This is a genomic window from Pseudomonas sp. DC1.2, from assembly GCF_034351645.1.
Lineage (GTDB): Bacteria > Pseudomonadota > Gammaproteobacteria > Pseudomonadales > Pseudomonadaceae > Aquipseudomonas.
The window spans coordinates 532,832-558,569 of sequence record NZ_CP133782.1 but is presented as its reverse complement, the minus strand read 5'-3'; the positions used below and the strand labels follow the sequence as shown (position 1 = coordinate 558,569).

Sequence of the window (25,738 nt, the reverse complement as noted above, 5' to 3'; positions counted from 1 at the left end):
CCAAGTGCTCAGAACAGCCCTGTGTGTGCGGGTCTTCTCCAACACACACAAGGCGTTGCCAAGAGCCCTGTGCCTTGGCGATCAGCTATCGGTTTGTACTGTAAAAGGTACTTCGACCCTTTGCAGTTTTGCCCGGTCCATAGCTGCTTGCGTCAGTTGACTGAGCAGTGCTTTAGACTCTTCTTTAATCGACTGGTTTTGCGCGGCGTACTCTTCATCCGATACCACCAGGCCAACGTCGTAAGCACTTTCCGGCCGGCCCAATTCGGCAGCCACTACCCTGATCCGTTCTTTCAAGTGCGCCCTCTCCTCCGGCGAGCGCTCAGTGCTGGCGGCTCTGTCATCCAGTGCCTCCTTGAACTCATAAGTAGCTTCTACTTTGCGCCGCAGGGCTTTGAAGCGGGCGCGGTTGGAGCGTTGTACAAAGGTTTCCCAAAACGGCTGACTGGCAATCGAGTCACGCAACAGATCGCCCTCCTCCAGCCCCAGCACCCGCTGGTAAGCATCATCGATCATTTGGCGAGTGACACCTGCAATGCGTCGGAATTGCATGCCACGGGCTTGCCAGGGCAGATCAAGTCGTTCTGCAAGGTCCGTCATGAACGCCAGGTGAACCTCGACCACGTCAATACTTCCGGTGACGTCGCCGTTGGCTCCGACCGCTCGAAAAGTCTCGCCCGCCGAAATACGCTGGGCGATATGACGCTCGGCAATTCTCTCTATCTCATCCAGTCGTGATTTACCCTTGGCCAGGTTAACCAGCTCGGACTCAATCAGACCGGCGTTGTCCAACGCATACGCTTCATGGACGAGGACTTTAAGCCCCATCACATTGAACAACTGAGTAGCGCCATCCACGCATTGAGAACGCACCTTGGCCTCGGCAAAAAACGTGGTACGAAGCTCGGTATTTTCGGACATGGCGTCGAGCATTCGCCACACCTTCGCCGTCAGATCGGTGCGGTAAGCGCTGCTGTGTGTGAAGTCATAGGAATGTGTGAGCGTTCTGATCTCGTTGAAAAACTCGAGCGAACCCGACTCAGCCTCTACCGCATTCCAGACAGCCTGTTTTGCCACCCACTGCGGACGCGTAAAACCCGTCTCCCATGCAAGGCTGTCTTGGGTGCCTCGGGGTGGGTAAAGGCGCTCAGGGTCCATGCCAACCGACCGGATATACTCTTTGAGAATCTCCAGGTTTTGCGCGCTCATCCATGGGGGCTGACGACTGAGCAGTGTACGGGCCAGCAACTCGGCATCGGCAGAGCCTCGGGCAACGGAAGGGATGACGGTGAGTACATTGCGTTGCAAGTCCAGATGAAAATGCCGAAACCGAGGCAAATCAAACAGCCCTGGCGGCCAAGTATTTACGCCTGTATCAGACAGGTTCAGCGTGTGCAAATCCGGCATACGACTGATGTCCGGCAGTAAACCCAGTGGGTTCCCGGACAGATTCAACTTCAACAATTGCCTGCGGTCTGCGAGCATCTGCACATCGGCAGAGGTCAGGGCAATCTCATTGGTGGAGAGGTTAAGCTCCGTGAGATGCGGCATCTCGGCAATAATCGGCGGTAACGCACGGAACTTGTTGAAAGCAAGGTCGAGCACACGCACCTTGCGAAAGGGTTGAAGGAAAGCCTGATGGGTATTGGAAAGCTCGGCGTTCCTTAACAACAGCCGCGTCACATGATCGAAGTTGGCTTGCAGCTTGGGCAATGTTTCGAAGTGCGGACCCAATCGAAAATCACTGATGTTCAGTGTCTGCCCGATGTAGCTTCCATCAGGAGCGATGTGCCTCGGTCCAGTGCGCTGCCAACATTGCCTGAGCGACGTAATGATTCGATCCCTCGTCGCTATCTGGTTCACGCCATCGGGGCTCCAGCGAAAACTCACGGTGGGTGATTCCCGCCATTGCTGCAGCGAATTGCACAGCTGATCGAACTCATTTTCAAGTGCTTCGAGCTGAACTCGGTACGGCGACCCTGAGCGATAAAAACGCTCGATGACTTCGTCTAGCTCCACCTCGGTGAACGCAGGGTAAAGATTGCGTAACCGATAGCGGGTGTTTGGACCATCAGGAACATATCGGTAGCCGTCAGCGCCCCCCAGCAACCTCGCAGCCATCGGGTCATAGGCCGGCTGGCGAACAGGCTTCTCAAGCAGAATCGGCGCCAGCTTTTCACGGTCAAGTGGCGAACGATGCACGGCCGCCTTGAGCTGATCACCCTCGTAAATGTGATACCCCAAAGCCGTGCGCTCAGCGTCGGGCAGGGCGTGCAGCACGGCGGCATAAAAGTTATCGGCACCATGTAAATGCTCATCCTGCGAGCCCCGAGTGATGTACCGCCCCTTGTCATCATTGATCAGCACTTTGCGTATCGGCGCATCCACAGGTCCGACACTGGACAGCAGGCGCCCATCAAATTTCAATTCCCGAATTTCGAGACGAACCTCGGGTGACCAGCCTGGCAACGCTGCCAATGTACCCAGCTCAAGCCGTCGCGTATCGGCACCCGCTAACGCCTCCCAATAGAGGCCTTCATAGGCGCGATTCAAGCGCACGCGTTCTTGCACCCGGCGTGCCTGTTGGCCAAGGCGTAGCGGAACCCGTTTGCTGTCCGTCAGTTGCAGCAGATCAGCAGGCTCGGCGTGTTCCACCAGTTCTTGGGCAACGTTTGCCGGCAGTGTTGGAAAGTCATCCATTAACAAACGCACCCCAGGCTCAGTGGGAACCTCACGGCCTTGGCACAATGATTCGAACAAGCGCGCGGTTTGTTTTTTTGCCTGAGTGGCCAACTGATTACGTAACGCCTCGACACGAGCGCTGGTGTCGCTGCCAACCTGCTCGCCCAGCAGCTCACGAATTTCGCCAACGTTCAGGGACTCAATGACCCGAGACGGCAACTGGCCCGCGATCAGTTCCGATCGACTGATTTTGATCCTCATTGGCTCAGCAGCCATTGCGTTACCGTGCATGGAGGAGACGCCTGCCTGATCGTCGGCGGCAAACACTTCTATCGCTCGGGATTCCGGCCAGCGAGGCAGTTCGACCATCAGCGGCGGCAGGAACCCGACCATGTCCTCTGGAACACCACTCATCTTTATTTGCGCGGGGAGTCTTTCTACAGTGACGTAGTGATCAAAGCGCGAGACGCTGTCCATTAATAGCGCGGGCGGCTTTTCGTGTTCGACGTGCAGCCGACGTAGCTGATTCTCATCGAACCCGCTAACGCGGCGAAAATTCGCCAGTATTTCAGGGGACTGAGCGTCCAGCATACTGTTAAGGCGTTGCGTGACTTGATGGGCGTCCCAACTTAGCGGGCGCTCGCTTTCGACCCTCCAGGCCCCGGCACTGTTGTGCTCTACCTTGGGTTGATAGGCATCGTAACGCGTCGGATGCTCGAGGCGATGCTGACCGGTAATCGGGTCTTTAAGCACCCTGTAGTTTTTATTTTGTGCGCGTAACCACTGTTGGCGCTGGTGCTCGTACAACCCCAACCGGTTGGGCTTGGCATCAGGGAGGACGACCTGATGTTCATAGGGCGTCAAGTCCGCCTTCCAAAGTCGGGGCTTGCCATTGGCCAGCGTCACGGGCTTCAGGCTGTCGATCAGCGGGCTGGGCTTGACGGCAACCGCCGCGCCACTCGGCAGCACATGGCCCGTGCCCATCAGCGCCAGCTGGGCAAAATTGATCATGACCCCGGTCAGATGCGCCGCGGCCTCGTCCCTGTCGCCCTGGCTCCACTCTTCGACGCCCTCCAGAAGCTCGGCGGCCATTTGCGCAACCATGAGGCCCAGCATCACCTCGCCCAAACCCGGCACCAGCATTGCGCCAAAGTTGAACACATTCCAGCCAATGTCCAGGTAGCTGGTCAGGCGCTTCCAGCGAGACTTCGCGTCTTCATCGCCGGTGGGAACCGCAATCACTCGTGCATCGGCAATGGCCTGGTCACGTTTGTCCAGATAAAGCGCGCGCCAGAGATCACCTTCCAGCACGTTGGAAATCGGCTCTGCGTTAGGATTCTCCACCGCTGTCTCACGCCACCATGGCCCCATGTCCAGTGGCGCGCGTTGCTGCCAGGTCATCGTGGACAGACGCCCTTTGACCCGAGAAAAAAAAATGCCCTTGTCTTGCTGGGCAACGAACCGGCTGAAAAACGCCTGGTAGTCCGGCTGGCGAAGCTGGCTGATCAGCTCTTTCATAAACTCCACCATGGAGGCGTATTCTTTGATCGGATGCACAGGGTCATCCGGAATGTAGGCAATCAAAGGACCGCTGAGATCGCTTTGCTGATAGATATCGTCGCGGCGTATCAGCGCATCACTGAGACCACGGGGGCCGTTGGCAAAAAAGACCTGCAGCAACTTGAACTTCTCATACGCGTTGTCCGATACCACTGGAATGCGTTGTGACCATTCAAGCCATTGCTTGAGACCGTCCGGCATCAGTTCATCAATGGCCTGCTTGATTCTGGAAGGATCACTCAAGGCACTGAACAATACGATCCCGTGTAACCGAAACCCCATCAGCGACAATCGATGCCTGTGCAGCGGGCGGTCATGGAAGACGATATTGCTGAGACCATCGTGTACCTGTTGCAGTTTGCCGTAAGCATATGAGCCTAGATCACTCTTTAAATACGCCACCAGTGATTCGAGTTTAAAAGCCGCTTTTTCACTGGCGATTGAATCTTGTTCGAGTGAGGCCCTGACACTCGAATCAGCGGGAACCAATATATTTTTTATGTGGGTCTGGTACTGCTGCCCTATGTCTATCTGCCGGCAGAGTGTGGCAATTTTTTTTAATGTCATGCCAGGGATAAGCGTGAGTTCATTACGAAAATTTTTTCGATAAACACCCGTACCACTGCTGAAATAACCCTCGACCGTTTCCGCCGACTCAAAGTTATGCAACGCCGCGTCAAGCAACGTCGACTCACGCAGACGAGTGGCGCCGGTATCGATACCGAAAATCAACCTGTCCGCGACATAAAGCTTCACAGTCAACTGACTAATGTCTTCATCGGTATTGAAGTTCGAACGGATCAACATTGAAAACAGTGGCTTGGCAAAGGCGCCAATGTCCTGCTGAAGGTCTTTAAGCGGCCCCTCCACTTTCGACTGCAGCCGCCAACGTTCATCGATCAGTTGCTTGAGGTAGTGTCGCTGTCCTTCGGAGGTCCGGAGATACCACGCTGGTATTGTTTTTGTTGAGGTATTGGCTCGCAGCAATGACCGCAGTCTGGACGGCGGCGCGTTTTTTATGAGTGTCGGAATTGCCTCGACAATACGTAGCTGATGGAGGCCAGTACGCTTGGGCGATAGATCAGGCTCCTCTGCCACAACTTCAAATCCATTTGATTCAGACATCGCACTTCAACCAAAAATAGCCTTATGAGCATTCAGCTTAAGCGTCACCCCATAAAATAAAAGAGCAAAAATTTGCTGGCTGTCCCCAAAGAACAGAGCGTGACTGTTCGAATATTAAAACGCCGAACATATATAGATAACACCACGACTTAGCGTGAATTTGCTGCGACCGATACCGGCTGTTTTACGGCACGGTAAAGGCGCTATCATGCGACACCTTCACGCCCTCACTGCCCGAGGCTTTCGACCATGCGGTTACCTGATTTCATCGTGCAACACGTGGAGCACATCGTCGACGAGTGGGAGCAATTCGCTAAAGACATTACCCCGGACGACGACCTGGATCGCACGACCCTGCGCGATCATGCCAAGTCCATCCTGCTGGCGGCCGCCCGCGATATGCGCACCGCCCAGAGCGCCAGCGAACAAGCCGCTAAAGCCAAGGGTGAAGGCCCGGAAAAAACTCCTAGCCTGAACGAGGCAGCGGCCAGTCACGGAGAGTTGCGGCACGACGTCGGTTTCGACCTGGTACAGATGACGTCCGAGTTCCGTCACCTGCGCGCGTGCGTGATTCGCCTGTGGGTCAAAAGTCTGGAAGGTCCGGACCTGCAATATTTTCAGGACATGATTCGTTTCAATGAAGCCATTGATGAAGCCCTGGCAGAATCGACTGCCGCGTATGCCGACCAAGTCAACCGCTCGCGAGATATTTTCCTGGCCATTCTGGGGCACGATCTGCGTGCGCCCCTGCAGGCCGTGAGCATGTCCACCGAAATGCTCCTGCGCAAAGCAGGGCTTGAGGGTGATGCGTTGACCTGGACGCATCAGATCAAGCTGGGCGCTCGGCATATGGCGGTGATGGTCAACGATTTGCTGGAGTTGGTGCGCAGCCGCCTGGGCAAGACGCTGCCGGTCGAGCCCGCCCCCATGGACCTGGCCGAGGCCGCGCGCGAAGCCGTCGCCCAAGCCCGCGCCGGCCATCCAGAGTGCCTGTTGCGCTTGTCTGTCGAGGGCGATACCCGGGGGCGATGGGACGCTTCAAGGCTTGATCAGATGTTGCAAAACCTGATCGGCAATGCGCTGCAACATGGCTCGAACCAATGCGAGGTCTGCTTGACCCTGCAAGGCGAGCCTGACAGCGTTCGACTCACTATCCACAACGGCGGCGCACCGATTTCGGACGCCGCCATCGGTACGATTTTCGATCCGCTGGTGCGCAGCACTGACGAAGAGCCAGGCTCACCGAGCACCAGCCTCGGCTTGGGCTTGTTTATCGTCAAGGAAGTGGTGAAAGCGCACCAAGGCACGATTGAGGTCCGCTCCAGCGAAGCCGACGGGACGGTGTTTACCGTGGTGCTGCCAAAAAAGATGTAAAGCCGAGCACCCACGCTGTCGTTTATCGCGAACCTGCGTGTTGCCCCATCAGGCATCGAACGTGGCGGCGTGCCTGATCGCGAAGGCGAACTGAACACGCCACCGGAAAATTCACGCGCTTACTCGATCACCAGCCGTCCCAATCGCTGCTTGAGCATCTGATTTTCGGCGCGCAATTGCTGCACCTCTTCCAGAAGGTCCAGCGCCAGCGCCACGCCTTCCCATTCAAGTTCAAGATCGCGGCGCAACTTGGCGGCGCGCTTGGCCAGCACCAACTCAAAATCGTTGAAGCGCCAATCCTTGGGCTGCGCGCCCTGAGGTTCGAGGATGCCGTGCTCGACAATTTCGATCACGTAGACGTCCGACAAATCGGTCGCCTCACAGAATGCTGCCATGTCCAGTTGAACGATCAGGGGGCTGCTCATGTCGGGCTACTCCTTCTACCGGATCAAAAATTTTCTCGCGGATCGAATTCGGCTTTTTTCGCCAGTTCCTGCCACAACGCCTTGACCTCGTCGTCCGCAGTTTTGGGCATGACGGCCTTGAGTTGCACGAACAGGAACCCGCGCTCGCCGGCCTTGTTCATCAGGCCATGCCCCTTGGCCCGCATACGCTGACCATTCTGGCTACCGGCCGGCACCTTGAGGTTGATCTTGCCAGTCAGCGTCGGCACCGCAACCTCGGCCCCCAGTGCCAACTCCCAGGGTGCCAGCGGCAAGGTGATGATCAGGTTTTCGCCTTCGACATCGAATTTCGGGTGCGGCGCGAAACGAATGATCAGGAACAGGTCGCCATTGGCGCCGCCACCGACGCCTGGAGCGCCCTGGCCCTTGAGACGAATGCGCTCGCCGTCGGTCACGCCGGCCGGGATTTTCACGTTCAGGCTTTTGCTGGTGTTGCTGACATGCTGACCGGCCGCGTTGTACTGCGGCACTTGGAACGTGACCTTCTTCGACTCGTTCGAGAGGGTTTCTTCCAGAAAAACCGCTAATTCCATTTCCACGTCTTGCCCTCGACGCCCGGCGCTACGGCCCGACTGTCCACCCCCAAAACCAGGACCACGGTTGCCGAAAATCGAACTGAAGAAGTCCGAAAAATCGCCCGTGTCCTGTCCACCACCAAAACCACCTGCACCGCCACGACCCTGCCAACCCGGCGGGCCCTGGAACGGTTGGCCGTGTTGGCCATATTTACGCAGGTCGTCGTATTCGGCGCGTTTGTCAGCGCTTTTCAGCGCTTCATAAGCTTCGGACGCGTCCTTGAATTTGGCCTCGGCGTCCTTTTCCTTGCTGACGTCGGGGTGGTATTTGCGCGCCAGTTTGCGATAGGCGGCTTTGATCGCCTTATCGTCCGCCGTCGGCTCCACACCGAGAATCTTGTAATAGTCTTTGAAGTCCATCGAGGGAATCACCATCCGTTATCGATATCGCGCCGCCACCGGCAGCATGCGCTTGTTTTCAGGCGCAGAGTTGACCGATCTCAAGGTTGTGACCGGGCAGCGCATTAGAAGTTTATCGGCAGCGGGCGGCGGTTCTTGCGACCGCCCTAAAGCTGCCAGGCCCAATGCAGACAAGTTTGGGGCGAAGGATAGTCTTTCAAGGCGCGAATAGCTGCGATTTAGCGGATAGTCGGCCTTCGAATCTGCGCCGCACTGGCATACACTGCGCGGCCGTTTTTTAACCGGAACTCGACAGACATGAAAAACGCATCTCCAGCCCGTGCCTGCGGTATCGACTTCGGCACGTCCAACTCCACCGTCGGCTGGCTGCGTCCCGGCATGGAAACGCTGATCGCGCTGGAGGACGACAAGATCACTCTGCCTTCGGTGGTCTTTTTCAACATCGAGGAACGCCGCCCGGTGTACGGCCGGCTGGCGTTGCACGAATACCTGGAAGGCTACGAAGGGCGGCTGATGCGTTCGCTCAAGAGCCTGCTGGGCTCCAAGCTGATCAAGCATGACACTAGCGTTCTGGGCACGGCAATGCCGTTCAAAGACCTGCTCGGGCTGTTCATTGGTCAGTTGAAGAAGCGCGCTGAGGCGACAGCCGGTCGCGAGTTCGAAGAAGTGGTGCTGGGCCGTCCGGTGTTTTTCGTCGACGACGATGAAATGGCCGACCAGGAAGCCGAAAACACCTTGGTCGACGTAGCCCGCGCCATCGGTTTCAAAGATGTGTCGTTCCAGTACGAACCGATTGCGGCAGCCTTCGACTACGAGTCGACCATTGAAAAAGAAGAGCTGGTGCTGATTGTGGACATCGGTGGCGGCACCTCGGACTTCTCGCTGGTGCGCTTGTCACCCGAGCGCCGCACCCATGACAACCGTCACGATGACATCCTCGCCACCGGCGGTGTACACATCGGCGGGACCGATTTCGACAAGCAGTTAAGCCTGCAAGGCATGATGCCGCTGTTCGGCTACGGCAGCCGGATGAAGAGCGGCGCCTACATGCCCACCAGTCATCACATGAATCTGGCGACCTGGCACACCATCAACTCGGTCTACTCGCAGAAATCGACCTTGTCGTTGGGCAGCATGCGTTACGACATCGAAGACACGGGCGGCATCGATCGTCTGTTCAAACTGATCGACCAGCGCGCAGGTCACTGGCTGGCGATGGAAGTGGAAGAAACCAAAATCCAGCTGACCCACGCGCAGAGCCGCCACGTGCCGCTGGATCGCATCGAACCGGGGTTGAGCGTTGAATTGAGTCGAGCGCTGTTCGAATCGGCTATCGACGCATTGCTGGAGCGCGTGCGCAACAGCGTGACCAAGCTGTTGAACGACGCCAACGTGCGGGTTGATCAGGTCGATACGGTGTTCTTTACCGGTGGTTCGAGCGGGATTCCGGCGTTGCGTAACAGCATCTCGGCGATGCTGTCCAAAGCTCACCACGTGGAAGGCAACATCTTTGGCAGCATCGGCAGCGGTTTGGCGATCGAGGCCATGAAGCGTTACGGGTCGATGGACTGATCCAGAACTGATTCGCCCCCCTCGAGAGCCTGCTCGCGAGGGGGGGATCAGGCGACGCATCGCGCCTGATCACACCATTCCAATCTGCTTCAACTCGCTTTTCAGATACGCGTAATAAATCGGCCCAGCCACCACACCCGGCAGTCCGAACGCGGCCTCGAACACCAGCATTGCCAGCAGCAACTCCCACGACTTGGCACTGATCTGTCCACCGACGATGCGCGCGTTGAGGAAATACTCAAGCTTGTGGATAAAGATCAGATAACCCAGCGCCGCCACTGCGACCCAAATCGACAGCGACAGACCGACGATGGTGATCAGCGTGTTGGACATCAAGTTCCCGATCACCGGCAACAGCCCGAGAAGGAATGTCAGCACGATCAGGGTTTTGGTCAGCGGTAGCTTGATGCCGAACATCGGCAGAATCACCGCGAGAAAAATCCCGGTGAAGACCGTGTTCAGCAGGGATATTTTGATCTGGGCGAACACGATGTTGCGAAACGCCTGCACCAACAGGTGCAAACGCTCGAACAGCGCCGCCGCTAACGGCTTGCGTTTGGTCAAGTCTGGCACGCGCTGCAAGGCAATGATCGCCCCCAGGACCATGCCGATCAGCAGGGTCACAAACATGTGTGCCGCATCTTTGCCCACCAACTGCAAATCGCTGAGGTGCTTGCTCATCCACTCGCCGATGGCCACCCGAAACTCGGCGGCGCTGGCCGGCAGATAAACGTCGATGAACGGCGGTAGCTGCCCGCGAGCGCGGTCAACCACGCCCATGAATTTATCGAGGGAGGCGCCTGGATTTTCCGCTTCATGCAGCAGAAAACTGATGGCTCCGGCGAAAATCAACGCCAGCACACTCACCACCAGCGTGCCGAGCAACGCCACGGCGAGCCAGCGAGCACGGCGACCTTCGATCAACCGCTGCAGTTGCGGTGTGAGCATGTTGACCAGTTCGAACACTAACAGGCCGGCCAGCAGGCTAGGCAGCAGTCGCAGCGGCAGTACCAGCAGCAGCCCGCCAAAAATGATCACCCAACTAACCAACAGCAATACGTGACGCTGAGAAAACGTTGGCATACAGCCTCAAAACGAACGGCGTAAAAGGACCGGCAGTCTGCCAGCGTTCCGATGTCAGCACTAGGGATTGTGTAGGGGTCGGGGACTGACGGCTTTTCTCACGGGCCTTATTAATCCCCGTCGCCCGCACATGAGTCCTGCGAACCTGGATCCAATGAGAGCGAGCTTGCTCGCGATGGGGCGATCACCGCACCCATCGTTACCCACTGGCGTTTATTTTTTCTTCAGACAGTCGCTCATGAACGTTTTACGCGCATCACCTTTAAGGGCCTGGGTAGTGGCGGTGGCGTTACAGGTTTTCATCTTTTCTTGCTGAGGGGTCATGGGTTTGGCGGTCTCGGCAGCGGGCGTGGCCTTCAGGCACGTACTCATGAATGTCTTGCGCTCATCGCCTTTGAGGCTTTTGGCGCTGGCGTCGGCGTTGCAGGTGGTCATTTTGTTCTGTTGGGCCGTGGCGGCGAAACCTTGGGAGCAGAGCAGCAAACCGATCATCAACAAAGGGACACGCAACATCTTCATGGAGTTTTCTCCTTGTCGCCGCACCGAGGGGCGCGGCCTCGCCCTGAAGTGTAGCCAACCCTTTTTAAAGTGTTTTGTACCGACGATAGTGTTCAGGCGTGCATCCGGCCTGACGTTGAAACATCGCAATAAACGCCGAGCTGGCGCTATAGCCCATATCGAAAGCGATTTCCTGAATGCTGCGTGGGCTTTCCAGCGCTTCAATCGCAGCCAAAAATCGCAGGCGCTGCCGCCACTCGCCGAAGCTCATGCCCAACTCACGAACGAACTGTCGCGCCAGGGTCCGCTCGCTGACATGGATTTGCTCTGCCCATTGCGCCAAGGGCCGGTTATCCCCCGGCTCGGCTTGCATGGCTTCCAGTATGGCGAGCAAGCCGGGGCTGCTGGCGTAAGGCAGGTAGCACTCAAGGACCGGCGCCTGTTGCAGTTGATCCACCAACACGTGGGCCAGACGCTGATCGGCGTCGTGTTGCGCAATCTTCACATCCCGCGCGGCGAAGTCCTTGAGGATCGCTTTGACAATTTCGCTGATGGCCAACGTGCAGGCCTGCTGCGGCAAGTCGATGCACAACGGCGGCGCCAGGCACACGGCGCGATAGTTGATCGGCTGATTACTGTAGAAACTGTGTTCGGTTTGCGGTGGCACCCACACGGCGTATTGCGGTGGCGACCGGAAACGACTGCCGCCGATGTCCATATGCAGCACGCCCCTGGCTGAATACTCCAGGCTGCCCCACGGGTGACGATGGGCCGAGGCGTATTCATGCGTATCAAAATCGGCGTAGCGAAAATAGACCGGGGCCGGTAGTTCGGTGAAATCGAGCAAGTCGATGTGTTTACTGTTCATGGTGTCCGGAATCAGCGGCAGGTTGTCTGGATCGCAGTATAGGCGTGCATCCAGACAGGTGGATAATCAACGTTCATTAACGTTCTGGTTGCTCGCGATGCAATACGCTTATCCCCTGCTGGCCATTTTCATCTGGGCCGGTAACACCGTCATCAACAAACTGGCGGTCGGCGCGATCTTCCCCGCCGAGATCGGTTTTTACCGCTGGCTGCTGGCAGCCCTGCTGTTCACGCCCTTTATGTTCAAACCCGTGCTCGTCCATTGGCCGCTGATCCGTCCGAACCTGGGCAAGGTTTTTATCCTCGGCGTGCTCGGCATGGCGGTCTATCAAAGCCTGGCGTACTTTGCCGCGACGCTGACCACCGCCACCAACATGGGGATCATCCTGTCGCTGATGCCATTGATGTCGCTGGCCCTGGCAATTGCCAGCCTCGGCCAGCGCCTGACCGCCGGGGCCTTGGTCGGTGCGCTGCTGTCGTTTGCCGGGGTGTTGGTCGTAGTGTCGTCCGGCAGCCTTGGCGCACTGTTGGAACACGGAATCAATCTGGGCGACGCGATGATGCTGGTCGCTACGCTCGCCTATGCGATTTACAGCACCCTGCTGAAAAAATGGCAGCTGCGCTTGCCGCCCCTGGTGTTGCTGTATTTGCAGGTATTGGTGGCGGTCGTGGTGCTGTTTCCGATGTTCCTCGCCTCGGAAAAAACCGGTCTGACCCTGCAAAACATCCCGCTGGTGCTGTATGCCTGCCTGCTGGCTTCGATGCTCGCACCCTTGGCGTGGATGCAGGCCGTGGTGCGCCTGGGGCCAAGTCGGACCACGCTGTTTTTCAACCTGCTGCCGCTGATCACCGCACTGATTGCGGCGGCGGTGCTGCATGAACAACTGGCGATGTATCACCTGGTCGGCGGCCTACTAACGCTGGGCGGGGTGATTTTGTCGGAGCGCTGGACCACGGTGTTGGGCCATAAGGTAAGCGTTGCCTGACTCGACGCCTTCTCGCCAAGACCCGTGACGCGGTCTAAAGGCCTGCTGCTTTTAGCCGCGCCGCATGCTCGACGAATAACCGGACCGGCTCCGCGCCCTTGCCCACCAGCCCCAATGACTGGTTGACGATGTCAAAGTGATCCAGCGGATAGTCATCGCCAATCACCGTCCCGAGGTGCGAGCTGTACCGTCCAACCATCCCGTCGCAATTCCCGGCTTCACGCTCGAAGGTTTTGGCGAACAACCGGCAGCTACGGTTAGTGCCGTCGAACAGGTTGCGGCCTCTATCGGTCTTGCCCGGCTGCAACGTCCCGGACCAGGAATAGTAGCGCACGCCGTTGACCTCCTCCGGCCCCTGCCCGCCCCAAGTTTGGGGCAGGCCCTGTGGGTAACGCTGGTTAAACAGCGCCACGCCTTCGGTCGTCAACGAGTGATGGGAAGCCTGAATATCCACCGGCAGTCTCGGCCCGCGATAGCCGGTTTCCAGAAGACTCATCAGCGCGCCAATCATGCGTAGCAAAACACTCAGCAAACGCCCTTTGGCGCTGTCAGCCGGGTAATGGGTGTGCAGGTAGTCCGCCAACTCCGAACCATGATTGGGGCCGGCCACTGACGTCACCGAAGCCACGCGGTCCGGGCGTTTGGCAGCAGCATAGCGGGCGGTCAGCGCGCCTTGGCTGTGACCGATCAGGTTGACCTTCTCGGCCCCGGTTTCCCGCACAATCTCTTCGATCCGCGCCAACAACTGCTCGCCGCGCACTTCGGTGGAGTTAAGGGGTGAAACCTGCACCGCAATCACCGTCGCTCCACCGCGACGCAACGCCGAAATGATGCCGTACCAATACGGATAGAGCAGCAGCCGGATAAAACCCAGCATTCCCGGGACCAATACCAGCGGGTAGCGCGTAGCGGAACCTTGTGACATGGGCAGACATCCTTGTGGTCGGTGGAAGACGCAAGGCGTGCAAGACATCAGCCAAGCATCGCCATGGAAGATGACAACTCTAGTGTGACAACGCAGCAACCGCGTTGACTGCACCACGCAGGCCAATGTCGGCGATGGGCAAATAACATAAAACTTTTCGCCATGCTCATCACTCACACCTACGTAGCGATCACGGCCTCAGAGGCGTGACGCCAACCGGATTAGCCTCCAGGAGATGAAGATGAGCGACATGCATATGTCTGATGTGAAAACCCTTCGTGAACGAGCCCGCAAGAACGTTGAGAACGGTGCCGTCACTGAAACTTACAGCGCCGACCGTGAAGAAGTGCTGCGCCTGCTCAACGCGTCGCTGGCCACCGAACTGGTCTGCGTATTGCGCTACAAGCGCCATTACTTCATGGCTAACGGCCTCAAGGCGCAGGTAGCCGCCGCCGAGTTCCTCGAACACGCGACCCAGGAAGCCGAGCACGCCGACCGCCTGGCCGAACGCATTGTGCAATTGGGCGGGGAACCGGAGTTCAATCCCGACCTGTTGTCGAAAAACTCTCACGCGCAATACGTGGCCGGTAAAAATCTCAAGGAAATGGTCTACGAAGACTTGGTTGCCGAGCGAATCGCCATCGACAGCTACCGCGAGATCATCCATTACATCGGCGAAAAAGACCCGACCACTCGGCGCATCTTCGAAGACATCCTGGCTCAGGAAGAAGAGCATGCCGATGACATGGCGGACATCCTGAAAGATTTGTAGCGTTTGATCGAAGCAAGCCCACGTCCACATTGGCCCTGTAACACGGTGCCATTGTGGGCGGGTCCGCTCGCGGTGGCGCTGTTACAGGCGCCACCCATTTACCGGGTGGGCTTAACCGTCACCGGTGCCTTGCCCGCCTTCATCTGCTCCAGCAACGGCGCACACTGATTGGGCTCGCCGCCGCTCGGCGCGACGAGCGCCAGCAGCCCGGCCGCCGGCGCGGCAATCACGCCCAGCGCAACCATCCCCGCCCCGCGCAACAGCAACGGTACGGTTTTTACACCGGCATCCGGCTTGATGAATTTTCCCTGCACGTACAACGGCGAACGCAGCGAGATCAAACGCCAGCCTTTGGACTCAGGAGTCACCGTCAGGTCCAACTGCTCAGTGGCCATGTTCGCCGTGCCATCGATATAAATGATCGCGTTCTCGGTATCGAAAACGAAGAGACGCGTGGCCGCCAGGCCCGTCTTGATATCGACGTCCGCCGCCGCACAGTTGATCTTCACTTCCTTGTCGCCAAAGATTTTGCCCATCACATAGTTGCCGACGTTCAGACCGGCCAACTCCATCAACTCCCGGCTAATGGCGCCGTCATTGATTAACATTTTCAGCTTACCGTTGGCCGTGCCGAGCAATTTGGCGATCGAGTTGCCACGACCGGAGAGGTCAGCGTCGCCATTGAGTTCGCCAAAACTGGTTTTCATGGGCTCAAAGGTCGGGAACAACTGCTTCAGTTTGAAACCGCGAGCGGTGAGCCTGGCCTGACCTTCCAGAGGTTCGGCATGGCCATTGAGACGAATCTGCGCATCTAGCTTGCCGCCCGCCACGCCGAAGCGCAGGGGTTCGAGGCTGAGCACGCCGTCGGTGAGCACCAAATGGGTGTAGAGGTCGGTAAACGGCAGCTTTTCGCTGTGGACGATGCGCTTGCCGGTGAACTCGACGTCGGCGTCCATTTCGCGCCAGCGCTCGGTCTTGAACTCTTCAACGGGCAGCACCTTGTCCGTCGGTTGTTTGCTTTCGCCACCACGGGCCTGTTGCTTGGCATTGGAATCGGCCCCGATCAACGGCGCCAGGTCGGCAAACAACAACTGAGCGGACTCCAGCGCACCACTGAGCTTGGGCCGAGGCTGGCTGGCGACATACGCCAGGTTGCCGTGAATGTCGCTGCTGCCGATTTTGCCGTTGAACGCTTCGTAGCGGAACTGCGCGCCGTCTGCGTCATGCAGCTTGGCGATCAGGTGGCCGTCGGTGGCATAAGGTGGCGAGGCCGGAAGGGCCACGCCGGTCAGCGGGTAGAGGTTGGCCAGGCTGCTGCCGGCCAGTTTCAGGCGCAAATCCAGCGCGCCGAGATTCAACGGATCGGTGAGGGTCCCGGCCAGTTCAACTCGGGTGTCGGCGACACTCACTTGGGCCTGAAGCGGAAACGGCTTGGTGGCATCTTGTAGCGCCAGCAGACCGCCAATCTTGCCCTGCCCGCTGAGCTTCTGATCGTGGTATTGACCTTTGATCTTGAAAGCAAAGGCGTAGTCCTGCGGTGCAGCGCCCTTTTCAAGGGCAATTTTCGCCGCTTTGTCACCGACGATATCGCCGAATGGAATCGACTTACCCAACGGATCAATCAGTACATCGAGCTGAGTCTTCAGGCTCTGGTCGTCGAGATTCACATGGCCCTTATCGAAGCCAATGGCGCCAATGTCCACCACCCAACTCGACGGCGTGGCATTCGGGTCTTTGGGGTCGAGTTTGAAGGTCCAGTTGGCGCGACCGTCGGCCAGCCTTTGCAGTTGGGCATTCGGTTCGGTGATATCGATCCGGGGAATCACCACACGCTGGACGATCAAGGCCAACGGCGAAATACGCAGTTCGACGCGCTTAAGCGTGACCATCTGCGGCTGCTTTGACCAGTCCGGGTTGCCCAGGCTCAAGTCCTGCGCGACCACGTGGGGCCACGGCACAAAGGCACGCCAGCCGCCCTCGTCGGGCTCGCGCTGCCAAACCACTGACAGGTCGCCATTGATGGCAAAAGGACGATGCAGCACTTCGGAGACTTTAGCGTTGAGGGGCGGTTTGATCCGGTTCCAATCGAAGAACACGATGACCAGAACCAGGACCACCAGCACCACCAAAAGGCTGGCAAAGGCCCAGGCGAAAATTTTACGAGTGCGCGTCATTGCACAGGACTCCTGAATACGACGTGGCGTCCTGACTACGACGCACGTATGAAACGGTAGGCCAGAACTGGCCCGCCATAGGTTCTACGACTGAGAAATGCGGTGCAGGTTTAATCGAAAGGCCTATCCAGGCGCAAAAACCTCCCGAATACCCGTCGAGCGACTGTTTTAGCGTTACCTCCTACGCCCTTTTGCGAGGCAGTAGTGGGTCAAAAATACCCACTACAGGGCAAAACTGCTCCGCGGAAACGCCCGAGCTAGAGCCTTTCCGCGGAACAATCAATTCTGTTGATTATTACCATTGCGTTTATGAACTTTTATATCGACTTATCGAGAGTAGCATTGCCCTCGTACCCACTTTAACGCCCCCCCAAGGAGCAACCCATCATGAAACGCCAATTACTGCTTAGCCTTACCCTCTCGATGCTTGCCAGCAGCGCTTTTGCTTTGCCAGCCGCTGATCAAGCCACTCCCCAAGTCAAAGACAGCCACTCGGTGTACAGCCAGACCGTCGCTGATGGTGCCAACGGTAACGAACGCCTGAAAGAAAAAGGCCTGATCACTCAGGACGGCTACGACAAGACCCCACAAGGCCAGACCCTTGCCGCTGATGGTTCAGATCGCACACCACAAGGCCAAACCCTTGCCGCTGACGGTTCCGATCGCACACCACAAGGTCAAACCCTTGCCGCTGACGGTTCAGACCGCACACCACAAGGTCAAACCCTTGCCGCTGACGGTTCAGATCGCACACCACAAGGTCAAACCCTTGCCGAAGGTGGTGGTGACCGTGTAATCGAACGCAACAGCGCTTTGAGCTAAGGCCATGAGCGCCCTGAAAAAAGCCCAATCCCCGGATTGGGCTTTTGACTTTATATAAGCCACACGTTTTTCCCCGCCTGACTCCCCGATACTCGTTCGACGCCAGCAAAGCCGATTTGCTAGAGTGCGCCGCTGTCCTGTCCAGAAAACACCCCTTGCGATGCTGTCCCGCGCCGAACAGAAACAACAGACCCGTAACGCCCTGATGGACGCTGCCCGCCATTTGATGGACTGCGGCCGAGGATTCGGCAGCCTGAGCCTGCGCGAAGTAGCAAAAACCGCCGGGATCGTGCCCACCGGTTTCTACCGGCATTTCGCCGATATGGACGAGCTAGGCCTGGTGCTGGTCAGTGAAGTCGGCCAAACCTTCCGCGAAACCATCCGCCTGGTCCGGCATAACGAATTCGTCATGGGCGGCATCATTGATGCGTCAGTACGGATTTTCCTCGACGTGGTCAGCGCTAATCGCTCGCAATTCCTGTTTCTTGCCCGCGAGCAATACGGCGGCTCTCTGCCGGTGCGGCAAGCCATTGGCCGCCTGCGCGAAGGCATCAGCTCGGACTTGGCCGCCGACCTGTCACGCATGCCGAAACTCCAGCACCTGGACAGCAGCGGCTTGCATGTCATAGCCGATTTGATCGTCAAAAGCGTTTTCGCCACCCTGCCGGACATCATCGACCCGCCAGTTGAAGCGTTGCCGGAACATCTGACGCCTCAGGCCAAGATCACCCAGCAGTTGCGCTTTATCTTTATCGGGCTCAAGCATTGGCAAGGGCTCGGGAGCACGGAATAACCAATCACTCTGCCTCACGCTGACGCACGCCACCCCTTGGTGCGCACCCTCCATCAGCGCACCAACTTGACGCAAAATTCTGCAACATCCTGAAACAACCACTAAGCTCCGACAGGGATTTCCTACACCTTGTCCGATTGGCAAGCCCCTTGCTCTAACCTGAGCATTGCCCTTTGCTGGAAGCTTTCCGATGCTGGTGATCCACCGCAGAATCGACTCTCAACCCGTCTGGGCCGCCGAATTGCACCTGACCTTCGAGGCCAGGAGCAAAAGCCGTTTGCGCTGTTTCAGTGCCGAAGGTGAAGACGTTGGCCTGTTTCTGGAGCGTGGTCAGCCGCCGCTGCACGACGGCGAATGCCTACAGGCCGAAGATGGGCGCATCGTGCGCGTCTGCGCCCGCCCCGAACAACTGTTGCATGTCACTTGCGCCAACGCCTTCGAACTGACCCGCGCGGCCTATCACTTGGGCAATCGCCACGTCGCCCTGCAAGTCGGTGATGGCTGGTTACGCCTGCTGGACGATTACGTGCTCAAGGCCATGCTCGAACAACTGGGCGCCAACGCCGACAACATCGAAGCGCCATTCCAGCCGGAACACGGCGCCTACGGCGGCGGTCATCATCATTCGCGGCATGGCGACGAAGACTTTAACTACCCGCCGAAACTGCACCAGTTCGGCGTGCGCTTATGAACCCAGCCTGGGCGCTGTTGCGCTTGGCCAGTCCGCAGTTGCCGATTGGCGGTTACAGCTATTCCCAAGGTCTGGAAATGGCTGTGGATAACGGCCGCGTGACAGATGCCGACAGCGCCCGACGCTGGATCAGCGACCAGTTGCTGCTCAACCTGGCCCGCTTCGACGCGCCGTTGCTGCTGGCCCATTGTGTGGCCGCCGCAGACGACAACTGGGTCGAACTGCTGCAACGCTGCGAAGAACACCGTGCCAGCCGAGAGACCCGCGAACTGCATCAGGAAAGTCGGCAAATGGGCTATTCGTTGCAGCAACTGCTCAACGGTTTGCCGGAGTTGGATACGCCGGCGCGGGCCTTTCTCGAACAACGTCCCGAACCGCACCTGGCCCTCGGCTGGGCGCTGGCCGCTCGCGCCTGGGGAATAAACCCGCAGGATGCCCTGGCCGCGTGGCTCTGGAGCTGGCTGGAAAACCAATTGGCGGTGTTGATGAAAACCCTGCCGATGGGCCAGCAAGCCGCTCAACGCCTGACCAGCCAACTGCTTGCGTTGTTACAAGAGGCTCAGCAGAACGCCATCCGAATCAATCCAGAACATGTGGGCAGTGCCGCTTTCGGCCTGTCCCTGGCGTGCATGGCCCATGAGCGCCAGTACAGCCGTCTATTCCGTTCCTAGGGCCTGTTATTTTGGCCCTGTTATTTTGGAGAAACACATGAACACACAACCTTTGCGCGTCGGTATAGGCGGCCCGGTCGGCTCCGGTAAAACCGCACTGACGCTGGCCCTCTGCCTGGCCCTGCGCGACCGCTATAACCTGGCCGTCGTGACTAACGATATCTATACCCGCGAAGACGCCGACTTTCTGGTGCGCAATGCAGCCCTGGCACCGGAGCGCATCATTGGCGTGGAAACCGGCGGCTGCCCGCACACGGCGATCCGCGAAGACGCCTCGATCAACCTCGAAGCAGTGGATCAACTGAACCGCCGCTTTCCGGGGCTTGACCTGATCATCGTCGAGTCTGGCGGTGACAACCTGTCGGCGACTTTCAGCCCGGAGTTGTCTGACCTGACCATCTACGTGATCGACGTGTCAGCCGGCGACAAGCTGCCGCGCAAAGGCGGGCCGGGAATTTGCAAGTCCGACTTGCTGGTGATCAACAAGATCGACCTCGCCCCGTTGGTGGGTGCATCGCTTGAGTTGATGGACAGCGACACCCAACGCATGCGCAACGGCAAGCCGTTTGTCTTCAGCAACCAGAAAACCGGCCAGGGCCTGGAAGCAATCATTGCCTTCATCGAACGCCAAGGCTTGCTGACTGCCGCCTGATACCGACTCATTTTTATCAACAAGGAAGCTTATCCATGACTCTGAAACGCATCCTGGGCGCCGCGGCCCTGTTGCTGACCCCGGCCATCGCCTTCGCCCACCCCGGCCATGGCGACAATGGTTTGATGGCGGGTATCAGTCACCCGATCAGCGGCATTGATCACCTGCTCGCGATGGTCGCGGTGGGGTTGTGGGCAGCACAACAGAAAGGTGCCGCTCGGTGGGCACTGCCATGCACCTTTGTTGCCACGATGCTGATCGGCGGCTTGCTCGGTTTTGAAGGGCTCAATCTGCCGGCGCTGGAAAGCGGGATTGCCGCATCGGTGCTGGCGCTCGGCCTCGCCGTGGCTCTGGCCGTGCGTCCACCGCTGGCGGTAGCGGTCGCTGCGACAGCGTTGTTTGCACTGTTCCATGGCGTGGCGCACGGCCTGGAGCTGCCTGACATGTCGAGTCCTTGGGCATACGCCGCCGGATTTGTCGCCGCGACGGCCGCGTTGCATGCCGCCGGTTATGCCGTTGTGCGCGCGCTGCCGCAAGCAGCGGCGCCGCTGGTTCGTTTGGCGGGTGCGGCGTCGGCGGCGACTGGAGTGTGGTTGTTGGCGGGCTAAGCAGCAAAGATCGCTCCCACGCACCGCGTGGGAACGATCAAAGCGCTCACTCTGCTAACATGTCGCGCAATCGCCCCTGCCGTGACGACGCCAGCCAATGCCGCCTGCTTCCCGCTCTGCCTCCCAGCCTGAACTGACCGACCTGTTTGCCAAGGTGCAACAGCACTTCCTGGAGGTGATCGTACCGCTCTGGCAAGGTCCCGGATGGAACGCCGACATGGCGCTGCCTTACGAGGCGCTGGACGCCGAGCATTCGCCGCTACCGGCACAGCGCTATCGAGCCATGGCCTGCGCCCGTCAGCTGTACTTGTTTTCGAGCCTGATCGGCAAAGTCCCGGATGCCGAAACCCGTGCGGCGGCGCTATTCCGTTCCTTGCAGCAGCATTTTCACGATGCCGAACATGGCGGCTGGTTCTACAGCATCGATGCACAAGGTGCGCCGCTGGATCAGCGCAAAGACCTCTACACCCACGCCTTCATCCTGTTCGCCTGCGCTCATTACTGGCACAAGGTCCGCGAACCGTTGGTCGAATCGGCGCTCAACGCGGCGCTGGAGGTAGTGGCTCAGCACTTTGCCTTAGGCGACGGCCTGTATGAAGCCAGCCTGGATCGTGACTGGTCGTCGCTCACCTCCGGACCGCTGCAAAATCCATTGATGCACCTGGCCGAAGCGTTTCTCGCCACGCTGTCGGTACGTGAAGACACGGCAGTACAAGAGGCATTGATCGAGTTGTGCACCGCCATGCACAAGCGCTTCATCGACCCGCAACAGGGCGTGTTGATGGAGAAACCGCTGGGGTCTGTGGATAACTGGTTCGAACCGGGCCATCAATTCGAATGGTATTTCCTACTGGAATCTTCGCCGTTGCTGCGTGACAGCAAACTGCATCGGTCCTTGAGCCAGGCGTTCAGCCACACCGAGCAGTTGGGGGTGGTCGAACACAATGGCGCCGTTCGAGCCATGCTCGATCTGGAAAGCGACCCACGCCGTCCTCGCGACAGCACCCAGCGCATCTGGGCCCAGGCCGAATACCTGCGCGCCTTGACATTGCAACCTGACAGCGCAGCGGCGGTGTTGCGCCAATTGCAGGCGCTACAGCAGCGTTTTCTGCATGCGGGTGGCTGGTACGAATGTCGTGATGAAGAGGGCGAGGTCAGCCGCAAGGACATGCCGTCAACCACGCCTTATCACTTGGCGACCTGCTATCGCGGATTGGCCGACTATCTGCGCTGATCGCCAGGGTTCACCCCTCGATCAGGCAATCCACTTGCGGTCCCCGGTAAAGCTGATGGTCAGCCATCGCGCCGTGTCCGCGGGGCCCAGCTTCGCGGAAATCTGCTCACGCAACACATCCAGTTGCCCCACGCTCGCCAGTCGGTAGTCCGTTGGCAACACCACATGAATTTCGATAAACCGCGCCCGACCGTGCTTCTGCACATAGGACACGTAGTCGTCGAAACCCTGTTCGAGCTTCATCGCGTCCATCACCTGACGAACCTTGTCGTCGAGTTGATCCGGAGCAATGCCCAGCACGTCGCGCAGCGCAGGGCGCAGGATCTTGAAGGCCGGCGCCAGCATGCTCAGGCCCAGCAGAATCAGGATCAATGGGTCGACAAATACCGCCCACTGGCCGTATCCCTGGGACTTCAGCAGCAGCGCGGTCAGGAAACTGATCAACAGGCCGACAGAGAGCATCGCGTCCACCAGCCAACTGATGTTGTCGAACTGGATCAGCGTTGACTTGAGCTTGCGATTGCGATGCCGGACGTAGAAGAAATAGCCAAACTCGACGACGGTAAACACCGCCGCGTAAATGATCACCAAACCCAGCTCAATGTCGCGTCCACCATTGATGATGCCGAACACACCGTTAAGGCAGGCGTAGATGGCAATCAAAAACAGGAAGCTGCCTTCGATCAGCAGCACCATCGGCTCCAGATGCCAGAAGCCGAACTGGAAGCGGTGGTTACTTTCTTTAGCAATGAGTTTGGCGGTAATAAGCATCAAGACCTTGATCAAGGTCGCGATCAACGAGAAAAAACCATCGAAAAGGATGGATTGGGAACCAGAAACAAAACCAGTGACAATCCCTGCGATTGCGACAGCGAACATCAGGACAGTCGATTGTTTGAGCAGCGACTGCTCACCTCGGTTACTCACGTAGCCTCCTCTAAAAACCTTGAACACCGCAGGCTGCGGTGAGGTTGTTGGAGGAGGAGTCTAGCGTATGAGCGCTTTCGCCTTCCTGAACGCATTCGCGATGCAAGCCCGCGCCCACAAGGGTCAGGTAATCCCTGTGGGCGCGGGCTACCGCATGGGGGGCACGACTCAGTCTTAAGCCTTGCCGCCATTGCGCTCAATTGAAAAACCAGCCCAGGTCTGGCTCACCGGCATCAATTCCAGGCTGTTGATATTGATGTGCGCAGGCGCATTGAGCACCCAGAAAATAGTGTCGGCGATGTCTTGCGGCTGGATCGGCTCGGCACCCGCGTAGGTGGCGTTGTAACGGTCCTGGTCACCGGCAAACCGCACCAACGAGAACTCGCTCTCACACAGGCCCGGCTCGATGTTGCTGACCCGCACGCCTGTTCCTTGCAAGTCGCAGCGCAGGTTCAGGGAAAACTGTTTAACGAACGCCTTGCTCGCGCCATACACGTGGCTGCCGGGGTACGGGTAGTTGCCGGCGATGGAACCTAGGTTGATGATGCCCGCCCCTCGACCGTGGGCGATCAGGCGCGGCAACAGCAGACGAGTGCTGTACATCAAGCCTTTGATGTTGGTATCGACCATGGTGTCCCAGTCGTCCAGATCGCACTTGGGCGCCGGATCAACGCCCAGCGCCAGGCCAGCGTTGTTAATCAGCCCGCGCAGTTTGGCGAAGGATGGCGGCAGGTTAGCGATCGCCTCCTCCATGGCCTTGCGATCACGCACGTCCAGCACCAGGCCGTGGACTTCCGTTTGCTTCGATAGCTCGGCGCACAGCGCATCAAGGCGCTCTTCACGACGACCGGTCAGCACCAGTTTCCAGCCTGCCTCGGCAAAACGCCGGGCACAGGCTTCGCCAAAACCAGACGTCGCGCCGGTAATAAACAGGGTGTTGGACATCGTGTTCTCCTTGCTTCGGCTGATGAGCAGCCATTGGAATAGAAAATCAGCGGCCAGCATGCCCGGCCCGGAGCACAGCGGCAACCGGGTCTTGTTGCTTCGCCCCTAGAGCGTGCGAGTGCAGGCGATCTGCGCGAAGCTGCCACCATTGAGCGTGACCACCGTGGCGCTGGTCTTTTCGATTTCACTCGGGGGCGTCAGGTGCAATTGCCTGGCGGCCGCCTCGGCGTCCTGCCAGAGAATTTCCTTATAGTTCACGTACCCCGAGGCCTCGCCGCCACCGGTAACGATGCGAATGGTGCTGCCTCCCGGCCGGTAGTAAACGGTGGTACTGGCCCCGGTGCAGACATAGGCAAACTCTTTTTGCGCGCTGGGTAACAACGTCCCCGCCAGCGCCCCCACCACGCTGTACAACACGCCGGCGACCAGAAAAATACCCGCCAGCCCTGCCACCACCGCGACCCAGCCGGAATACGCCCCAAAGCGCGACCCCACAAGAGGGGCAGGGTCTCTCGACGCCTCGGCACTCACTTCAACCGTTGGCGCCAGCGGCGTGATGAGTACCCTCTGCGGCGCCATCACAGCAGCGCTGGGCGGCGACGGCATTTGGACATTCGCCACATCGACACTCGGCACCCACAGCCGACTGATCTGCGGCCTCGGCAAGCGGGCACGCTGACGTCGGATAATCCGCGCCTGAAGCACCACGAAGACTGCACATAGCAGCGGCACCACTTGATTGAGCGCAGGCGACTGGCTATTGATCCAGCCGACGACGACCGGGTCGCCCACCGCGATATCTCCTGCCACATAGCCCAGCAACGCCGCCCCCACCGACACCAGCATCGGCTGACGCTGTAATAACCCGGCAATCTGCACGCTGCCGAACATCAACAACGGCACACTCAACAGCAACCCCAGCAGTAGATAAAAAACACTGCCCTGAGCCACCGCCGCCAACCCGACCACGTTGTCCATGCTCATGATCAGGTCGGCCGTCAGCACGGTGAGCACCGCCCCGCCCAAGGTCGAAAGCGCACCGGCAGGCAACTCGCCTTCCTCGTTCGCTTCGTCCTCGATCAACAGCCGAATCGCGATCACCAGCAACAATACCGCGCCGATTAGCTTGAGCCCCGGCACCAGCAGCAACCACCCTGCCAGGGTCGTGAGCAGTACCCGCAGGATAATGGCGCCGCTGGTGCCGATCATGACGGCTCGCTTGAGTTGGTCCGGCGGCAAGCCGCGACAGGCCATAGCGATCACCAGCGCATTGTCCCCGGACAGAATCAAATCCAGCAGGAACACTTCAAAAATCATACTCAGCGCATGCAGCGCACCGTCAAATAACATCGAGGGGTTTCCCGGCAAGAACCTTTGT

The 25,738-nt window shown here is 58.5% G+C and carries 22 protein-coding genes; 11 read left to right on the top strand and 11 right to left on the bottom strand.

Going from position 1 to position 25,738, the window contains the following annotated elements:
* Positions 1 to 81 precede the first annotated feature (81 nt).
* Positions 82 to 5,112: an NEL-type E3 ubiquitin ligase domain-containing protein gene (locus RHM68_RS02475; RefSeq protein ID WP_323560819.1), complete on the bottom strand. Its 5,031-nt coding sequence runs from the start codon at positions 5,110 to 5,112 to the stop codon at positions 82 to 84.
* Between the two features lie 504 nt (positions 5,113 to 5,616).
* On the opposite strand from RHM68_RS02475, the gene RHM68_RS02470 reads away from it, so the two are divergent.
* Positions 5,617 to 6,741, top strand: coding sequence for a HAMP domain-containing sensor histidine kinase (locus RHM68_RS02470; RefSeq protein WP_322220371.1), 1,125 nt, complete (start codon positions 5,617 to 5,619; stop codon positions 6,739 to 6,741).
* 119 nt (positions 6,742 to 6,860) lie between these two features.
* Here the strand turns inward: RHM68_RS02470 and RHM68_RS02465 are convergent, their stop codons facing one another.
* Entirely contained in the window at positions 6,861 to 7,166 is a 306-nt protein-coding gene (locus tag RHM68_RS02465; protein WP_322220370.1) for a chaperone modulator CbpM, read from the bottom strand.
* Between the two features lie 23 nt (positions 7,167 to 7,189).
* Positions 7,190 to 8,140 carry a DnaJ C-terminal domain-containing protein gene (locus RHM68_RS02460; RefSeq protein ID WP_322220369.1) on the bottom strand — a complete coding sequence of 317 codons (951 nt, stop codon included), beginning with the start codon at positions 8,138 to 8,140 and terminating at the stop codon, positions 7,190 to 7,192.
* 297 nt (positions 8,141 to 8,437) lie between these two features.
* Between RHM68_RS02460 and RHM68_RS02455 the strand changes: the two genes are divergently transcribed.
* Positions 8,438 to 9,712 (top strand): Hsp70 family protein, encoded by a 1,275-nt coding sequence (locus RHM68_RS02455; protein WP_322220368.1) that lies wholly within the window; start codon positions 8,438 to 8,440, stop codon positions 9,710 to 9,712.
* A 69-nt stretch (positions 9,713 to 9,781) separates the two neighbouring features.
* On the opposite strand, the gene RHM68_RS02450 is transcribed toward RHM68_RS02455, so the two are convergent.
* From RHM68_RS02450 to RHM68_RS02440, 3 genes are all read right to left on the bottom strand, one after another.
* A complete protein-coding gene (locus RHM68_RS02450; RefSeq protein WP_322220367.1) occupies positions 9,782 to 10,795 on the bottom strand; it encodes a hypothetical protein in 1,014 nt (337 codons plus the stop codon).
* A 213-nt stretch (positions 10,796 to 11,008) separates the two neighbouring features.
* Positions 11,009 to 11,314 (bottom strand): PsiF family protein, encoded by a 306-nt coding sequence (locus RHM68_RS02445; protein ID WP_322220366.1) that lies wholly within the window; start codon positions 11,312 to 11,314, stop codon positions 11,009 to 11,011.
* 64 nt (positions 11,315 to 11,378) lie between these two features.
* Positions 11,379 to 12,161 (bottom strand): helix-turn-helix transcriptional regulator, encoded by a 783-nt coding sequence (locus RHM68_RS02440; RefSeq protein WP_322220365.1) that lies wholly within the window; start codon positions 12,159 to 12,161, stop codon positions 11,379 to 11,381.
* A 97-nt stretch (positions 12,162 to 12,258) separates the two neighbouring features.
* Here RHM68_RS02440 and RHM68_RS02435 point away from each other — a divergent pair, with 97 nt between their 5' ends.
* Positions 12,259 to 13,146: a DMT family transporter gene (locus tag RHM68_RS02435; RefSeq protein WP_322220364.1), complete on the top strand. Its 888-nt coding sequence runs from the start codon at positions 12,259 to 12,261 to the stop codon at positions 13,144 to 13,146.
* A gap of 34 nt (positions 13,147 to 13,180) precedes the next feature.
* On the opposite strand, the gene RHM68_RS02430 is transcribed toward RHM68_RS02435, so the two are convergent.
* Entirely contained in the window at positions 13,181 to 14,071 is an 891-nt protein-coding gene (locus RHM68_RS02430) for a triacylglycerol lipase (protein ID WP_322220363.1), read from the bottom strand.
* Between the two features lie 241 nt (positions 14,072 to 14,312).
* Between RHM68_RS02430 and RHM68_RS02425 the strand changes: the two genes are divergently transcribed.
* A complete protein-coding gene (locus tag RHM68_RS02425; RefSeq protein ID WP_322220362.1) occupies positions 14,313 to 14,843 on the top strand; it encodes a ferritin-like domain-containing protein in 531 nt (176 codons plus the stop codon).
* Between the two features lie 98 nt (positions 14,844 to 14,941).
* On the opposite strand, the gene RHM68_RS02420 is transcribed toward RHM68_RS02425, so the two are convergent.
* Positions 14,942 to 17,017, bottom strand: coding sequence for an AsmA family protein (locus RHM68_RS02420; RefSeq protein ID WP_322220361.1), 2,076 nt, complete (start codon positions 17,015 to 17,017; stop codon positions 14,942 to 14,944).
* Positions 17,018 to 17,404: 387 nt separating this feature from the next.
* Here RHM68_RS02420 and RHM68_RS02415 point away from each other — a divergent pair, with 387 nt between their 5' ends.
* From RHM68_RS02415 to RHM68_RS02385, 7 genes are all read left to right on the top strand, one after another.
* Positions 17,405 to 17,839, top strand: a complete 435-nt coding sequence (locus RHM68_RS02415; RefSeq protein ID WP_322220360.1) for a hypothetical protein — start codon at positions 17,405 to 17,407, stop codon at positions 17,837 to 17,839.
* 160 nt (positions 17,840 to 17,999) lie between these two features.
* Entirely contained in the window at positions 18,000 to 18,632 is a 633-nt protein-coding gene (locus tag RHM68_RS02410) for a TetR family transcriptional regulator (RefSeq protein WP_322220359.1), read from the top strand.
* 190 nt (positions 18,633 to 18,822) lie between these two features.
* Positions 18,823 to 19,323 (top strand): urease accessory protein UreE, encoded by a 501-nt coding sequence (gene ureE, locus RHM68_RS02405; protein WP_322220358.1) that lies wholly within the window; start codon positions 18,823 to 18,825, stop codon positions 19,321 to 19,323.
* The gene (locus RHM68_RS02400) at positions 19,320 to 19,994 is read left to right on the top strand and encodes an urease accessory protein UreF (protein WP_322220357.1); all 675 of its coding nucleotides are present in this window, start codon (positions 19,320 to 19,322) and stop codon (positions 19,992 to 19,994) included. The genes ureE and RHM68_RS02400 overlap by 4 nt, the downstream gene beginning before the upstream one ends.
* Positions 19,995 to 20,031: 37 nt before the next feature.
* Entirely contained in the window at positions 20,032 to 20,646 is a 615-nt protein-coding gene (gene ureG / locus RHM68_RS02395) for an urease accessory protein UreG (protein ID WP_322220356.1), read from the top strand.
* Positions 20,647 to 20,681: 35 nt separating this feature from the next.
* Positions 20,682 to 21,254, top strand: a complete 573-nt coding sequence (locus tag RHM68_RS02390; protein WP_322220355.1) for a HupE/UreJ family protein — start codon at positions 20,682 to 20,684, stop codon at positions 21,252 to 21,254.
* A gap of 97 nt (positions 21,255 to 21,351) precedes the next feature.
* Positions 21,352 to 22,488 carry an AGE family epimerase/isomerase gene (locus tag RHM68_RS02385; RefSeq protein WP_322220354.1) on the top strand — a complete coding sequence of 379 codons (1,137 nt, stop codon included), beginning with the start codon at positions 21,352 to 21,354 and terminating at the stop codon, positions 22,486 to 22,488.
* Positions 22,489 to 22,509: 21 nt separating this feature from the next.
* On the opposite strand, the gene RHM68_RS02380 is transcribed toward RHM68_RS02385, so the two are convergent.
* The 3 genes from RHM68_RS02380 to RHM68_RS02370 all read right to left on the bottom strand — a co-directional run bounded on the left by RHM68_RS02380 (position 22,510) and on the right by RHM68_RS02370 (position 25,710).
* A complete protein-coding gene (locus RHM68_RS02380; RefSeq protein ID WP_322220353.1) occupies positions 22,510 to 23,415 on the bottom strand; it encodes a cation diffusion facilitator family transporter in 906 nt (301 codons plus the stop codon).
* A gap of 174 nt (positions 23,416 to 23,589) precedes the next feature.
* Positions 23,590 to 24,360, bottom strand: a complete 771-nt coding sequence (locus RHM68_RS02375; protein WP_322220352.1) for an SDR family oxidoreductase — start codon at positions 24,358 to 24,360, stop codon at positions 23,590 to 23,592.
* 105 nt (positions 24,361 to 24,465) lie between these two features.
* Positions 24,466 to 25,710: a TerC family protein gene (locus RHM68_RS02370; RefSeq protein ID WP_322220351.1), complete on the bottom strand. Its 1,245-nt coding sequence runs from the start codon at positions 25,708 to 25,710 to the stop codon at positions 24,466 to 24,468.
* Positions 25,711 to 25,738: the final 28 nt, after the last annotated feature.